This window comes from Klebsiella sp. HMSC16A12, from assembly GCF_001808265.1.
Taxonomy (GTDB): domain Bacteria; phylum Pseudomonadota; class Gammaproteobacteria; order Enterobacterales; family Enterobacteriaceae; genus Klebsiella; species Klebsiella pneumoniae.
Genome location: NZ_KV792611.1, coordinates 47,341 through 61,667 on the forward strand (window position 1 = coordinate 47,341; position 14,327 = coordinate 61,667).

Here is a 14,327-nt window from a genome sequence, read left to right on the forward strand (position 1 = left end):
TTGCGCTGACCCGGCGTGATTCTATAAATGATAAAAAGAATAGTTATCATTTGCCTTAATATTTACATAGAAAAGTTGACCTTAAAACAACTTTCTTCACTTCGATTTACATAATTCACATTTTTTGAACGATAAAGCGGAAATATAGGGAATGTGCTGCAGAATAAGGTCGGTAGCAAGCCGCGCCGGGCGGGGTTAACTTCCGGGCGGCCATATGATGGTTGTTCCGGCACGGATTACCAGGGCACGGTACGGCCCTGGTAATCCAGATACTCCAGTCCCGGACGTTGCCGTTTGTCGAGCAGGACGTTCACCAGGCGTGGGATCGTCTCTTCGATGGTCAGCGGGGCATCTGCCCCGCCGAGCTCGGTGCGGATCCATCCCGGGGCCATCACCACCAGCGGATGGGAGGCCGAGGAGGGGCGAGCGGCAAAGCTGCGCATAAACATATTCAGCGCAGCTTTACTCCCGCGGTAGAGTTCCCGCTGGCCGGTAAGGTTATTGGTCAGGCTCCCCTGGCCAGAGGACATCACGCCGAGCAGCCCCTGCGGTTTAACGGCCTGCTGCAGGCGCTCGATAACCCGCATCGGCGCCAGGGCATTGGTGAGCATCACCTGGTAAAACTCCTCGGTGGAGACGTCGCCAATGGTCTGCGATGGGTCACGATTGGTGGTACCGGCGTTGACAAACAGCATATCGAGGCTTGCCGGGGGAAGCGTCGCCTGCAGCGCGGCCAGCTGGGCTTCATCGCGAATGTCGAGCGTCGCCAGGCGTAGCCGCAGGGGATGCGTCTTGGCCAGGTCGTGGAGCGGCGTGTGGGATGATAAATCGCGCACGGTGCCGATGACCTCCCAGCCGTGCTGCAGGAACGTCGCCGCCATAGCATGGCCAAGGCCGCGCGAGGCGCCGACGATGAGGATAGTGTTGTGCTGATCGGATTTCATGATGTCTCTCGCTGCAGAAAGGAGGTCTTCACTATAATCAGGCCCGAGATCGGGCGGAAGACGCCGCCAGTGCACTCATATCTTGCAGCAAACGCCCTGTCTGGCGACTGGAGCGATAATGAACGATCCCGATTTTAATTTGCTGGCGGCTCTCGATCCGCTGCCGGTCAGTACCGAGGTGATTACGGTTTCGCAGGCGTGGCATCCGCGTCTGGAGCAGGCCCCGGCCACCGCTGGCTGCGGCAGCGGGTGCGTGAGGTGTGTCGCGAGTAAAAAAAGCCCGCACAAGTGCGGGCAAAAATACTGGAAGCAATGTGAGCAATGTCGTACTGAATACCTGAGTGATTTACTCAACTATTCAGTGATGAGAAAGATAATATTTCTCATTTAAGATATCAACCCCATCTTTTGTGCGGAAGCGATTTTTTATCCGAGGGTGAAAACCGTGCGCTTCTGGCTGTCGTCCTGTGGCCAGGCCGCCGCGATCTCCTGCAGCGGCCGCGGGGTGGTGGCGACGGTCAATTTCCCCGGCACCGCCGCCTGCAGCATTTCGCCGGTCGCCGCCAGCAGCTGCGATACCGACAGGCTACCGATCCCGCTGCCCATCAGCAGGAGCGGGGCGGAACGCAGCACTGCGCCATTTAACGCGATATCGGCGCCAGCCAGGGAACCCACCTGCACATAGCGCACCGGACTGCCGGCAGGGGTATATTTCGCCAGTGCCGGCAATAATAATTCCGCGCTGTGTCCCCACAGGTAATCGATGACCACATCGATCTGCGCGGCGCTGACCGCTGAAAATTGCCCGCTCAAGGTTTTATCATCAGCGGTTAACTGAATACACTCATCGGCGTCCAGCGCCGCGAGCGACTGCGCATTGCGCCCGGTTGCAATGATTTTTTTCGCCCCCAGATAGCGGGCAATCTGTACCGCCAACTGACCGGCGCTGCCGGTGGCGCCATTAATCAGCACCGTTTCGCCGGCCTGAAGCTGGGCGCGTGTCACCAGCGATGCCCACGCGGACATACCGGGGTTGGCCATTGCCGCCGCCTGGATATCATCGAGCGCATCCGGCAGCGGCAGACAATTCTGCAGGGCGACCGGCGCCCGCTGCGCCATACTGCCGAAGGGGGCGGTGGGGAAGGCGAAGTAGACGCGCTGGCCCTGAGGTGTGGTGCCGACGCCATCGATACCAGGCACAAAGGGCAGATTGCCGTCGAAGCTGTAATGGCGTCCGGATGCCCGGGCCTTAACCACATGGCTTATCGCGGCGGCGCGGACGTCAATGAGCGTCTGGCCGGGCGCGGGCTGCGGGTCGATAAAATCGGCCCAAACCGGGCCTTCTGCGAGATCAAAAACCACGGCTGCTTTCATAAATTATCTCCTGTCGGGAATTATGTGTAAAATACACATATTGTTTTGCAGCACTATACGCGGAAAATTAATACATGCAAGATGCACATAATGACTACGACATTACCGACTTTCACGGCGCGCTGCTGGATATCATCAGCGTAATGAATCAGCCGCTGCGCGATGAGCAGATCCTGCAGGCAGCCGGCGTCCAGCTGGAACAGATGCTGTTTCCGCTGCTTGTGGCGGTAGGGCGCCATGGCCCGGTGGGGGTGGTTGAGCTGGCGGATCATTTAGGGCGCGATTACACCACCGTCAGCCGCCAGGTGAAAAAACTGGAAGCCCAGGGACTCGCCTGTAAGCAACCGAACCGTCATGATCGACGGATCAGCGAAGTGACGCTTAGCGCCAGCGGACAACAGATGATCGACAGTATTGCGGTAGCGCGGCGGCGGTTAATGAATCAGGTGCTGGCGCAGTGGCCGGAAGATGAAGTGCAGGCGCTGTTTCGCTTAACGCGCAAATACGCCGACAGTTTGCAGAAATCATCGCCGCCTGGCGCGATGCCAGGCGGCTGATGGTCAGGCGGTTTTGGTCGCTGCCTTCAGGCTCTGGACGAAGGCTTTCAGCTCGTCGAGCATGGTCTGCGGCTCATCGAGGTGGCGTTCGATGATTTTGACGATGGCGGAACCGGAGATAGCCCCGGCGGCTCCGGCGTCAATAGCGGCGCTCACCTGCTCCGGCGCGGAGATACCAAAGCCCTGCAGCGGCGGCGCGGCGTGATATTCCGCCAGCTTCTCCACCAGGTGGTGCAGCGGCAGCGCGGCGCGATTTTCCGCACCCGTCACTCCGGCGCGCGACAGCAGATAGGTGTAGCCGCGGCCATAAGAGGCAATCTGGCGCAGTAAGTCGTCATCCGCATTGGGCGGGCAGATGAAAATCGGCGCGATGTTATGGCGCATCGCCGCCTGGCGGAACGGGGCGGACTCTTCCACCGGCACGTCGGCCACCAGCACCGAGTCGACGCCGACGCGGGCGCACTGGGCATAGAACGCATCGATGCCCGGGCTGAAGACGAGGTTGGCATACATCAGCAGGCCGATTGGGATGGTCGGATGCTTCTGGCGGATCGCCGCCAGCATCTCAAAGCACTGCGCCGGGGTCACTCCCGCGGCGAAGGCGCGCAGGGCCGCGCCCTGGATGGTCGGGCCGTCCGCCAGCGGGTCGGAGAAAGGGATCCCCAGTTCAAGGGCATCGGCGCCGCCTTCGATCAGCGCATCGATAATTTTCAGCGACTGCTCCGGTCCCGGATCGCCAAGGGTGACAAAGGGGACGAAGGCGCCTTCCTGGCGATTTTTCAGTTGGGCAAACAGCGTCTCATAGCGTTCCATCAGATTTCCCCTCGCGCTTTCAGGATGTCATGTACGGTGAAAATGTCTTTGTCGCCGCGGCCGGAGAGATTAACCACCAGCAGCTGCTCTTTTTCCGGGTTCTCGCGCATCATCTTCAGCGCGTGGGCCAGAGCGTGAGAGGACTCCAGCGCCGGGATAATCCCTTCGTGGCGGGAAAGCGCTTTAAACGCGTCCAGCGCTTCGTCGTCGGTGATCGACACATAGTCAGCGCGACCGGTGCTGTTCAGAAACGCGTGCTGCGGCCCAACGGACGGGAAGTCCAGCCCGGCGGAAATGGAGTAAGACTCTTCGATCTGGCCGTCGGCGGTCTGCATCATCGGCGACTTCATACCGAAGTAGATCCCAACGCGGCCATGCTTCAGCGGCGCGCCGTGCTCGCCGCTCTCGATACCGTGTCCGGCGGGCTCCACGCCGATCAGGCCGACGTTGGTTTCCTCGATAAAATCAGCGAACATGCCGATGGCGTTTGATCCGCCGCCGACGCAGGCGATCACCGCGTCCGGCAGGCGGCCCTCTTTTTCAAGGATCTGCGCTTTGGTCTCTTCGCCAATCATGCGCTGGAATTCACGCACAATCGTCGGGAACGGGTGCGGACCGGCGGCGGTGCCCAGCATATAGTGCGCCTTTTCGTAGCTGCCGGACCAGTCGCGCAGCGCCTCGTTACAGGCATCTTTCAGCGTGGCGGAGCCGCTGTGCACCGGGATCACCTCGGCGCCCATCAGGCGCATACGGAACACGTTCGGCGACTGGCGCTCGACGTCCTTGGCGCCCATGTAGATACGGCATTTCAGGCCGAGCAGGGCGCTGGCCAGCGCTGAGGCGACGCCGTGCTGGCCGGCGCCGGTCTCGGCGATAATTTCAGTTTTGCCCATCCGTTTGGCCAGCAGAGCCTGGCCCAGCACCTGGTTGGTTTTGTGCGCGCCGCCGTGCAGCAGATCTTCGCGTTTCAGGTACAGGGTGGTGCGGGTGCCTTCGGTCAGATTCCGGCATTTGGTCAGGGCCGTCGGACGACCGGCGTAGTTTTTCAGCAGGTCGGTGAATTCCGCCTGAAAGGCCGGGTCCTTCTGCGCGCTGACAAAGGCTTCTTCCAGCTGGCGCAGGGCGGGCATCAGGATCTGCGGCACATACATGCCGCCGAATTCGCCGAAGTAGGGGTTCAGTAAAGTGCTCATTATTGCTCCTTAATATGCGCGCAGCGTCTGGAATACGGAGGCCAGCTTGCTGGCGTCTTTAATCCCGGGTTGCGACTCTACGCCTGAATTGAAATCGAGTCCGGCACAGCCGCTTTTGGCCGCTTCCACACAGTTATCGGCGCCGAGGCCGCCCGCCAGCATGACGTTGCGCAGATCCTGGCCCTGCAGCAGGCTCCAGTCAAAGCGCTGGCCGCTGCCGCCCTGGCCGTTGTCGAGCAGGTACTTGTCGACATGGCGGAGCGTACGGGCCGGGAATGTTTCGCCGACGCTCAGCGCTTTCCAGATGCGGACGTTGTCCGCGAGGGCGTCGCGCAGCGCGTCGATATAGGCCTGGTCTTCATCACCGTGCAGCTGCACGGCGGCCAGCCCCAGAGCCTGCGCGCGGGCGACCACCTCCTCCAGCGGCGCATTGCGGAAGACGCCGACGTACTGCAGCGGCGCAGCGGCGATCACCGCTTTGGCCTGGGCGTCATTTACCGCCCGCGGCGAGGTCGGGACGAAGATCAGCCCACCGTAGATGGCGCCGGACTCCCAGGCCACCTGGGCATCCTGCGGGCGCGTCAGGCCGCACACTTTGTTCTCGCCGAGCAGCACGCGTTTAACCGCCGCTTCCAGATCCGCCTGCTCCATCAGGGCGGAGCCGATCAGGAAGCCGTTGGCGAAGTGGCTCAGCTCGCGCACTTCGGCATAGGTATGGATGCCGGATTCGCTGATCACCGTGACATCCGGGCCGAGACGCGCCGCCAGCTGACGGGTGCGGTTAAGGTCAATCGACATATCGCGCAGGTCGCGGTTGTTAATGCCCACCACCTTCGCCTTCAGGGCGATGGCGCGCTCCAGTTCCTCTTCATTGCTGACTTCGGTCAGCACGCCCATATTCAGGCTGTGAGCCACCGCCGAGAGCTGACGATACTGTTCATCGTCGAGCACCGAGAGCATCAGCAGACAGGCGTCGGCCTGATAGTAGCGCGCCAGGTAGATCTGGTAAGGGTCGATGGTGAAGTCCTTACACAGGATCGGCTGCGGCGCGACCTGGCTGACGATCGGCAGGAAATCGAAGCTGCCCTGGAAATATTTCTCATCACACAGCACCGAGATCGCCGAGGCGTAGTGCTTGTAGATGCTGGCGATCGCTGCCGGATCGAAATCCTCGCGAATCAACCCCTTCGACGGTGAGGCCTTCTTGCACTCGAGAATAAACGCGGTGCGGGTGCCGGCCAGCGCGTCATAGAAATTGCGCTGCGTCGGAACGATCTCATTTTGAAAACTGGCTAACGGTTGTTGTTGTTTGCGGGCTTCCACCCAAATCGCTTTGTCGGCAACGATTTTTGCTAAAACGGTTTGCATTCTTTACCCTCTTGCCGCTAAGGCGGTCACTCTGTCATAGGCCGCGCCGCTGTGCAGCACATCCAGTACCTGCTGAGCGTTAGCTTTCAGATCTTCATGCCCGTGTAAACGCATCAACATGGCGACGTTGGCGGCGACGGCGGCTTCGTGAGCGGCTTCACCTTTACCTTGTAGCAAGCGCGTCAGAATGTCACGGTTTTCTTCCGGGGTGCCGCCCGCCAGCTGCGCCTGATGGTAAGGCGTCAGGCCGAAGTCGTCGGCGGTCAGCTGATAGCTTTTAATTTCCCCGTTATGCAGTTCGGCCACCACCGTAGGCGCATGCAGCGAGACTTCATCCATCCCACCGCTGTGCACCACCGCCGCGCGCTGATAACCCAGCACGCGCAGGGTCTCGGCGATCGGCAGCACCAGTTCCGGGCTGTAGACGCCAATCAGCGCCAGCGGCGGATGCGCCGGGTTGATCAGCGGGCCCAGCACGTTGAACAGAGTGCGGGTCTTCAGCTGCTGACGGACCGGCATCGCGTGGCGGAAACCGGTGTGGTACTTCGGCGCGAACAGGAAGCAGACGCCCAGCTCATCAAGCGCGGCGCGGGATTTATCGGCGTTCATATCGAGATTAATGCCGAAGGCCGCCAGCAGGTCAGAAGAGCCTGATTTACTGGAGACGCTGCGGTTGCCGTGTTTCGCCACTTTTAACCCGCAGGCCGCAGCGACAAAGGCGCTGGCGGTGGAGATATTGATGCTGTTGCTGCCGTCGCCACCGGTGCCAACGATGTCGGCAAACAGGTAGTCCGGGCGCGGGAACGGCGCGGCGTTTTCCAGCAGCGCGGTAGCGGCGCCGGCAATTTCCTGCGGCTGCTCGCCGCGCACTTTCATGCTGACCAGCGCGGCGGCCAGTTGCTCAGGCTTCACTTCGCCGCGCACGACGGCGGAGAACAGCTGGTGGCTCTCCTGCTGGCTCAGGGTTTCCGCCTGGTACAGTTTCTCAAGGATCGGCTGGAGGGTGTTGGTATGCTCCAGCTTCTGCAGCGCCCAGGCCAGGGTCTGCTCCAGCAGTCGCGCGCCCTGGGTGGTGAGGATCGATTCCGGGTGGAACTGGAAGCCGCACACCCGATCCGCATCGTGACGCACCGCCATCACCATACCGTTGAAATTGGCGTTAATCGTCAGCCCGGCGGGAATATTGCTGCCGACCAGCGAGTGGTAGCGCGCCACCGGCAGCGGGTTAGCCAGACCGGCAAACATCGCCTGGCCGTCGTGCTCAATGCTGGAGGCTTTGCCATGAAGGATCTCCCCCGCCTGGCCGACATAGCCGCCGTAGGCTTCGACAATGGCCTGGTGGCCGAGGCAGATGCCGATGATCGGCAGCTTGCCGCGCATACGGGTCAGTAGCTCCGGCATGCAGCCGGCTTCGCTTGGCGTACCCGGGCCCGGGGAGAGCATCAGCACCGGGTTGTCCATGGTGCCCAGACGCTCAATCAGCGCCTGCGCCGGAACGGAGTTGCGATAAATCACTACGTTATGGCCGTTGGCGCGCAGCTGGTCTGCCAGGTTATAGGTAAAGGAATCGATATTATCGAGCAGCAGAATGTCAGCCATCAGAAAATCTCCTTCGCGTGATGGGCCTGGGCAATGGCGCGCAGCACCGCGCGGGCTTTATTTCGGGTCTCATCCGCTTCCGACTGGGGAACCGAGTCGAGCACAATGCCGGCTCCGGCCTGGACGGTAGCGATACCTTCCTGCACGTAGGCGGAACGGATGACGATGCAGGTGTCGAGGTCGCCGTGGGCGGTGAAATAGCCCACCGCGCCGCCGTAGCTGCCGCGGCGTTTACCTTCGGCGGCGGCAATCAGCTGCATGGCGCGGACCTTCGGCGCGCCGCTGAGGGTGCCCATATTCATGCAGGCGCGATAGGCGTGGAGGACGTCGAGATCCTGACGCAATTCGCCTACTACACGGGAGACCAGATGCATCACGAAGGAGTAGCGGTCAACCTTGGTTAAATCAGCGACATAGCGGCTGCCCGGGGTGCAGATGCGCGCCAGGTCATTACGCGCCAGGTCCACCAGCATCAGGTGTTCGGAAAGCTCTTTATGATCGGTGCGCATTTCCAGCTCGATGCGGCTGTCGAGGTCGCGATCCAGCGAGCCGTCGGCGCGGCGGCCGCGTGGCCGGGTGCCGGCGATGGGGTAGATCTCAATCTGACGGCTGACGGCATCATACTTCAGCGAGCTTTCCGGCGAGGCGCCGAACAGCGTGAAATCATTGTCCTGCATAAAGAACATGTACGGGCTGGGGTTGCTCTTCTTCAGCACATCATAAGCGGCCAGCGGCGATGGGCAGGGCAGAGAGAAGCGGCGGGAAGGAACCACCTGGAAGATTTCCCCGGCGCGGATCGCGCGCTGCATTTTGCGCACCACCGCGCCGTACTCTTCATCGCTCTGGTCAACGTCGCAGCGCATTTCGGCCACGGTGGTAACCGGTAGCGGCGCCGGCGGCTCGTTCAGCTGCTGACGCAGCTGGCTCAGGCGCTGCTCCAGGCGCTGTTTTTCACTCTCCAGCGGGGTGAACAGGCTGGCCTGAATGCGGGTATGCTTGGTCTGATGGTCGATGACCAGCAGGGTTTCCGCCAGATAGAAGCAGTAGTCCGGGCAGGCGGTGTCGCTTTGCAACTGGGGAAGATCTTCAAAACCGGCCACCAGGTCATAGGCGAACAGGCCGCCGAAGAACATCGCTTCGCGCTCGTTGTCCGGAACGCTCACCAGCTCCTGCAGGAGACGGAAGGCGTCAAACACCGACAGTGAGCAGAGACGGGCGTCTTCATCGAGCAGGGCGCTGACGGCCGGGAAGGTCAGGATGCGGCCGTTGGGCTGGCGCTGATTGTTGATCCCGGAGGGCAGCGCGCCGTCCAGTAATTCCAGCAGCGCCGCGCCGTTGGCGGAGAGGGCCTGAATAGTGACAGTGTCACCAAGGGCCGTAATGCGCAGCGCGCTATCGACCAGCAGCAGGCTTTTTAAGTCATCTTTGCTGTCGATGTCAGCGGATTCCAGCAGCAGCGTCGCCGGACGGGCGCCGCACAGTTGGTGGAATAACGCCGTCGGGTTCTCCCGGTAGATGGCGTCGCTGGTGAGAAGCTCGAGTGCCGGTTTGGATGTTTGCATTATTGTTCTCGCCTGTTCGTATTATTTTTGTCCAATAAAAAGCCCGCTCATTGGCGGGCCGGGTATCTGTATGCTGAATGCAAAACGCGATCACGCCGCCCGTCGTCAGGAGGTGCGCCACCAGCTGTGCAGAGTGATAAAGTGCATTTTCATCGTGATACCCCTTCATGTGAACTTGCGTACTAGTTAACTAGTTCAATGGAATAAAGTCAACCCTTGTTTGCAGATTTTCTCTGCCTGTCGGTATGATAATGCGCTTATTTACGTTGATGTCCAGCAGGAGTCCTTTTGAGCGACAGCCAATACGCAGTGATTTACGATCTGCACAGCCATACCACCGCCTCTGACGGGCGGCTGACTCCGCAGGAACTGGTCCATCGCGCCCATGAGATGCGCGTCGGCACCCTGGCGATCACCGACCATGACAGCGTGGCGGCGATCCCGGCGGCCCGGGAGGAGATCGCCCGCGCCGGATTACCCTTGACCCTGGTGAACGGCGTCGAGATTTCCACCCTCTGGGAGAATCACGAGATTCATATTGTGGGTCTGAATATTGATATTGCGCACCCAACGATGACCGCCCTGCTGGAGGAGCAGAAAGCGCGGCGCCAGCAGCGCGGTCAGATGATTGCCGAGCGCCTGGAGAAGGCGCGGATCCCCGGCGCCTGGGAAGGGGCGCTGCGACTGGCGGACGGTGGCGCCGTCACCCGCGGCCATTTTGCCCGTTTTCTGGTGGAGGCCGGCCATGCGAAAAACATGGCGGAAGTCTTCAAAAAATACCTTGCCCGCGGGAAAACCGGTTACGTGCCGCCGCAGTGGTGTACAATAAAACAAGCGATTGATGTGATTCATCATTCTGGCGGCAAGGCGGTGATTGCCCATCCCGGGCGCTACGATCTTTCCGCCAAGTGGTTGAAGCGGCTGTTGGCCCACTTTAGTGAGCAGGGCGGTGATGCCATGGAAGTGGCCCAGTGTCAGCAGGCGCCCCATGAACGCGCCCAGCTGGCCACCCTGGCCGTGCAGTTTGGTCTTCTGGCGTCGCAGGGATCCGATTTTCATCAGCCCTGCGCGTGGATCGAACTTGGCCGTAAGCTCTGGCTTCCTGCCGGCGTGGAAGGCGTCTGGCACAGTTGGGAAGCGGCCGCCGAATAAAAATTGAGAGGGAAGTATGAGCCAGTTTTTTTATATCCATCCGGATAACCCGCAGGCGCGGTTGATTAACCAGGCGGTGGAGATTGTGCGTAAGGGCGGGGTGATCGTTTATCCTACCGACTCCGGCTACGCGCTGGGCTGCAAAATTGAAGACAAGGGGGCGATGGAGCGGATCTGCCGCATTCGTCAGCTGCCGGACGGCCACAACTTTACCCTGATGTGCCGCGATCTGTCCGAGCTGTCAACCTACGCTTTTGTGGATAATGTGGCGTTTCGCCTGATGAAAAACAACACGCCGGGCAACTATACCTTTATCCTTAAGGGGACCAAAGAGGTGCCGCGTCGGCTGCTGCAAGAGAAGCGTAAAACCATCGGCATGCGCGTCCCGTCTAACCCCATCGCTCAGGCGTTGCTCGAGACCTTAGGCGAGCCGATGCTCTCCACGTCGCTGATGCTGCCCGGCAGCGACTTTACCGAATCCGACCCGGAAGAGATCAAAGATCGTCTGGAGAAAGTGGTGGACCTCATCATTCACGGCGGTTTCCTTGGGCAGCAGCCGACCACGGTTATCGATCTCACTGAAGACACCCCGGTGGTGCTGCGCGAAGGCGTCGGCGACGTGAGGCCGTTTCTCTAAGGCTATCTGCCGGGCGGTGCATCATGCGCCGTCCGGTACCCCGCGTTTTCGCCCCGACGGCACGATAATCATCCATAGCGCTACACAAACCAGCAGCGCGCCGAGAATCAATCCTTCCTCCACCGTTTCTCCGAGGCAGAGATAGCCCCACAGCGCCGCAAAAGGTGGGATCAAAAAGGTCACCGACAGCGAACGCAGCGGCCCTATATCTGCAATCAAGCGGAAGTAGAGAATATACCCTGCCGCCGTGCAGACCACGCCCAGCATGACTATCGCTATCCACGGCAGACTCTGCCGCCAGTCTACGGCAGGCCCATGCCAGCAGGACCAGAGAAAGAAAGGAAACAGAAACAGCGTGGCGCCGACCTGGCTACCCAGCGCGACGCGTTCAGCCTCGAGGCCGCCTCGCTGCTGGATCCAGCGGCGGGTCAGAAAGCCGGCCAGACCGTAACAGGCGGTCGCGGTCAGGCAGGCACCAATCCCCGGCAGCAGCAGGGCGGCGCTAAGGCCAGACGTCGGGCGCGCGATCACCGCCACGCCAATGGCGCCCAGTATCGCGCCGCCGCCTTTGCGCAGGGTTAACGGTTCTGCAAAGCATAACGCGCCGATCAGCACCCCCATCATCGGCGCCGTGGCGTTAAGCGTGGCGGAGTACCCTGCCGGCAGCCATTGCGCGGCAAGGCAGTACATGAGAAAAGGAAGGCCTGAATTAATGACCCCCAGCTGCATAGTGGATATGAATTTTCCCTGATACCCGCTCCATTTACGCTGCACGCCGAGTAACAGCCCGAGCGCGATAGCGGCGAACAGTACGCGAAGAAAAGCGCTGGTCATCGCCCCGAAGGCCGGGGTGGTGATGCGCATAAACAAAAAGCTGGCGCCCCAGAGGGCGGCGAGCAGCAGCAGGCGGCCATAGTCGATAACACGCATGATTGACTCCTTGTAGTCACGAAGGAAGTCAACTGTAGAACCCACGAGCAGCGTGCGACAAACGCGTTATGCTTACATGATTAAGTTTTTCTTAACTGAGGTTCCATACCCATGAAACTCCCGCCGCTGAATGCGTTGCGCTGCTTTGAGGCGGCGGCGCGGCTGCTCAGCCTGAAGCTGGCCGCCAGTGAGCTTTGCGTCACGCCCAGCGCCGTCAGCCAGCAGATTGCCCGCCTTGAGGAGACGCTGAATGTCCCGCTATTTATCCGTACTCCGCGACGGTTACAGTTAACGGCGGTGGGAGAGATCTACCTGCGGGCCATTCAGCCGGCGTTTCATCAGATAGCCGCCGCCACCCAGCGTCTGCAGGTGCCCCCGGGACCAGAAAAGGTAGCTATCAGCTGTACCAGCGGCTTCGCCATTCAGTGGCTGCTGCCGCGGCTGGCTGATTTTGAACGACGCTATCCGCAGATAGAGATCCAGATCGGCACCACCAACCGGCGAGTAGATTTGCTGAGTGAAGGGATCGATTTTGCCGTGCGTCATGGTGTCGGCGGCTGGCCGGAACTGCAGGCTTACCGCCTGCTGGATGACGACCTGATGCCGGTCTGCAGCCCGCAGCTGATCGCTCCGCGCCGGACGCTCACCGATGCGAGCGATCTACTGCAGTATCCGCTGCTGCACGATGAACATCGTGAAGACTGGGCGCTGTGGTGTGAGGCCGTGGGGCTGGCGCCGCACTTCGCGCGGCGTGGGCCGGTGTTCACTGATTCCAACGGCGTGACGGAGGCGGCGTTCGCCGGTATGGGGATGGCGTTGCTGCGACGCTCATTCATAGCGCCTGCGCTGACGCAGGGGCGGCTGGTTAATCCTCTGGCGCAGCCCATCGCCTGTCCGCTGGCCTATCATCTGGTTTACCACGAGACCGCGCTGCTGGCGCCTGCCAACCGCTGTTTTCGCGACTGGCTGCTTGGCCAGCGCCCGGCCGTTGCTGAGGAGCGCGCGTAGTGAGGGGGCGCTGTCCGATAAAGATCCGTGTGCGTGAATGGGCACAGGAGAATGAGGAAAATCTGTTCCATACTAAAGACGGGGCGCGGCGAACAGAAGCTTTCCCGACGAAGTTAGTGTAGTATGTTCGGCCACGAATACGGGCTCGCGGTGGATATCCTGAACGCGCCGACGAGACTTTACGTTAAAAGTATATACGTAACAATGAGTTGTGCTTTTGGCCTCATTGTTTCATAAAGCATACCAGACGCCTGGGAAGGCGACACCTTAAGGAAGCTCAATGAGCGAGAAACTGCAAAAAGTGCTGGCCCGCGCCGGCCACGGCTCCCGCCGTGAAATTGAAGCGAAAATCGAAGCTGGCCGCGTCAGCGTCGACGGCAAAATCGCCACCCTCGGCGATCGTGTGGAAATTGTCCCTGGTTTAAAAATTCGTATCGATGGTCATCTGATCTCGGTGAAAGAGTCTGCCGAGCAGATCTGCCGCGTGCTGGCTTACTATAAGCCGGAAGGCGAGCTGTGCACCCGTAACGATCCGGAAGGACGCCCGACGGTGTTTGATCGTCTGCCTAAACTGCGCGGCGCGCGCTGGATTGCCGTTGGTCGTCTGGACGTGAATACCTGCGGCCTGCTGCTGTTCACCACCGATGGCGAACTGGCCAACCGCCTGATGCACCCGAGCCGTGAAGTCGAGCGTGAGTACGCCGTTCGCGTTTTCGGCCAGGTGGATGATGATAAGCTGCGCCAGCTGTCGCGCGGCGTACAGTTAGAAGATGGTCCGGCAGCGTTTAAAACCATCAAATTCACCGGCGGCGAAGGGATTAACCAGTGGTATAACGTTACCCTGACCGAAGGGCGTAACCGCGAAGTGCGTCGCCTGTGGGAAGCGGTCGGCGTGCAGGTCAGCCGTCTGATCCGCGTGCGCTACGGCGATATTCTGCTGCCGAAAGGCCTGCCGCGCGGCGGCTATACCGAGCTGGACCTGGCGCAGACCAACTACCTGCGCGAGCTGGTGGAGCTCACGCCGGAAACCAGCTCTAAGGTTGCCGTCGAGAAAGACCGTCGGCGGTTGAAAGCCAATCAGATCCGTCGGGCGGTGAAGCGTCACAGCCAGACCAGCGCTAATCCGCGCCAGGGTAACAACAGCAACCGTCGTTCCAGTACTCGCAATAAGACTAACGGTTAATGTTATG

The 14,327-nt window shown here is 60.6% G+C and carries 14 protein-coding genes and 1 other annotated feature; of the genes, 6 read left to right on the forward strand and 8 right to left on the reverse strand.

All coding sequences use genetic code 11. From position 1 onward, the window contains the following. Positions 1-236: 236 nt before the first annotated feature. Positions 237-944 carry an SDR family NAD(P)-dependent oxidoreductase gene (locus HMPREF3140_RS13445; RefSeq protein WP_004183694.1) on the reverse strand — a complete coding sequence of 236 codons (708 nt, stop codon included), beginning with the start codon at positions 942-944 and terminating at the stop codon, positions 237-239. A gap of 118 nt (positions 945-1,062) precedes the next feature. Here HMPREF3140_RS13445 and HMPREF3140_RS29125 point away from each other — a divergent pair, with 118 nt between their 5' ends. Beyond that, on the forward strand, positions 1,063-1,335 hold the full coding sequence (locus tag HMPREF3140_RS29125) for a hypothetical protein (RefSeq protein WP_004163829.1): 273 nt from the start codon (positions 1,063-1,065) through the stop codon (positions 1,333-1,335). A 35-nt stretch (positions 1,336-1,370) separates the two neighbouring features. Here HMPREF3140_RS29125 and HMPREF3140_RS13455 read toward each other — a convergent pair whose 3' ends face one another. Beyond that, on the reverse strand, positions 1,371-2,318 hold the full coding sequence (locus HMPREF3140_RS13455; protein WP_023279916.1) for a quinone oxidoreductase family protein: 948 nt from the start codon (positions 2,316-2,318) through the stop codon (positions 1,371-1,373). A gap of 74 nt (positions 2,319-2,392) precedes the next feature. Here HMPREF3140_RS13455 and HMPREF3140_RS13460 point away from each other — a divergent pair, with 74 nt between their 5' ends. Beyond that, positions 2,393-2,875 carry a MarR family winged helix-turn-helix transcriptional regulator gene (locus tag HMPREF3140_RS13460; RefSeq protein ID WP_023279917.1) on the forward strand — a complete coding sequence of 161 codons (483 nt, stop codon included), beginning with the start codon at positions 2,393-2,395 and terminating at the stop codon, positions 2,873-2,875. 3 nt (positions 2,876-2,878) lie between these two features. Here HMPREF3140_RS13460 and trpA read toward each other — a convergent pair whose 3' ends face one another. From trpA to HMPREF3140_RS13485, 5 genes are read right to left on the reverse strand one after another with little or no spacing between them, the layout of a single operon-like run. Continuing rightward, positions 2,879-3,688 carry a tryptophan synthase subunit alpha gene (gene trpA, locus HMPREF3140_RS13465; protein ID WP_002901728.1) on the reverse strand — a complete coding sequence of 270 codons (810 nt, stop codon included), beginning with the start codon at positions 3,686-3,688 and terminating at the stop codon, positions 2,879-2,881. Next, positions 3,688-4,881, reverse strand: a complete 1,194-nt coding sequence (trpB, locus tag HMPREF3140_RS13470) for a tryptophan synthase subunit beta (protein ID WP_002901730.1) — start codon at positions 4,879-4,881, stop codon at positions 3,688-3,690. The genes trpA and trpB overlap by 1 nt, the downstream gene beginning before the upstream one ends. A 9-nt stretch (positions 4,882-4,890) precedes the next feature. Further along, complete coding sequence (gene trpCF / locus HMPREF3140_RS13475; protein WP_014907770.1) at positions 4,891-6,249, reverse strand: bifunctional indole-3-glycerol-phosphate synthase TrpC/phosphoribosylanthranilate isomerase TrpF; 1,359 nt, start codon at positions 6,247-6,249, stop codon at positions 4,891-4,893. Positions 6,250-6,252: 3 nt separating this feature from the next. After that, positions 6,253-7,848, reverse strand: coding sequence for a bifunctional anthranilate synthase glutamate amidotransferase component TrpG/anthranilate phosphoribosyltransferase TrpD (trpD, locus tag HMPREF3140_RS13480; protein ID WP_004148109.1), 1,596 nt, complete (start codon positions 7,846-7,848; stop codon positions 6,253-6,255). Next, on the reverse strand, positions 7,848-9,410 hold the full coding sequence (locus HMPREF3140_RS13485; protein ID WP_004176488.1) for an anthranilate synthase component 1: 1,563 nt from the start codon (positions 9,408-9,410) through the stop codon (positions 7,848-7,850). The genes trpD and HMPREF3140_RS13485 overlap by 1 nt, the downstream gene beginning before the upstream one ends. A 33-nt stretch (positions 9,411-9,443) precedes the next feature. Then, positions 9,444-9,539: a sequence feature (Trp leader region), on the reverse strand. 159 nt (positions 9,540-9,698) lie between these two features. Here HMPREF3140_RS13485 and rnm point away from each other — a divergent pair. After that, entirely contained in the window at positions 9,699-10,562 is an 864-nt protein-coding gene (gene rnm, locus HMPREF3140_RS13490; RefSeq protein ID WP_002901735.1) for an RNase RNM, read from the forward strand. A 16-nt stretch (positions 10,563-10,578) separates the two neighbouring features. After that, a complete protein-coding gene (locus HMPREF3140_RS13495) occupies positions 10,579-11,199 on the forward strand; it encodes an L-threonylcarbamoyladenylate synthase (RefSeq protein WP_002901738.1) in 621 nt (206 codons plus the stop codon). A gap of 21 nt (positions 11,200-11,220) precedes the next feature. Here the strand turns inward: HMPREF3140_RS13495 and HMPREF3140_RS13500 are convergent, their stop codons facing one another. After that, positions 11,221-12,129 carry a DMT family transporter gene (locus tag HMPREF3140_RS13500; protein WP_032411353.1) on the reverse strand — a complete coding sequence of 303 codons (909 nt, stop codon included), beginning with the start codon at positions 12,127-12,129 and terminating at the stop codon, positions 11,221-11,223. A 111-nt stretch (positions 12,130-12,240) separates the two neighbouring features. Between HMPREF3140_RS13500 and gcvA the strand changes: the two genes are divergently transcribed. Next, complete coding sequence (gene gcvA / locus HMPREF3140_RS13505; RefSeq protein WP_032411355.1) at positions 12,241-13,137, forward strand: transcriptional regulator GcvA; 897 nt, start codon at positions 12,241-12,243, stop codon at positions 13,135-13,137. Between the two features lie 280 nt (positions 13,138-13,417). Further along, positions 13,418-14,320: a 23S rRNA pseudouridine(2605) synthase RluB gene (gene rluB, locus HMPREF3140_RS13510; protein WP_002901746.1), complete on the forward strand. Its 903-nt coding sequence runs from the start codon at positions 13,418-13,420 to the stop codon at positions 14,318-14,320. The last annotated feature ends 7 nt before the right edge of the window (positions 14,321-14,327 follow it).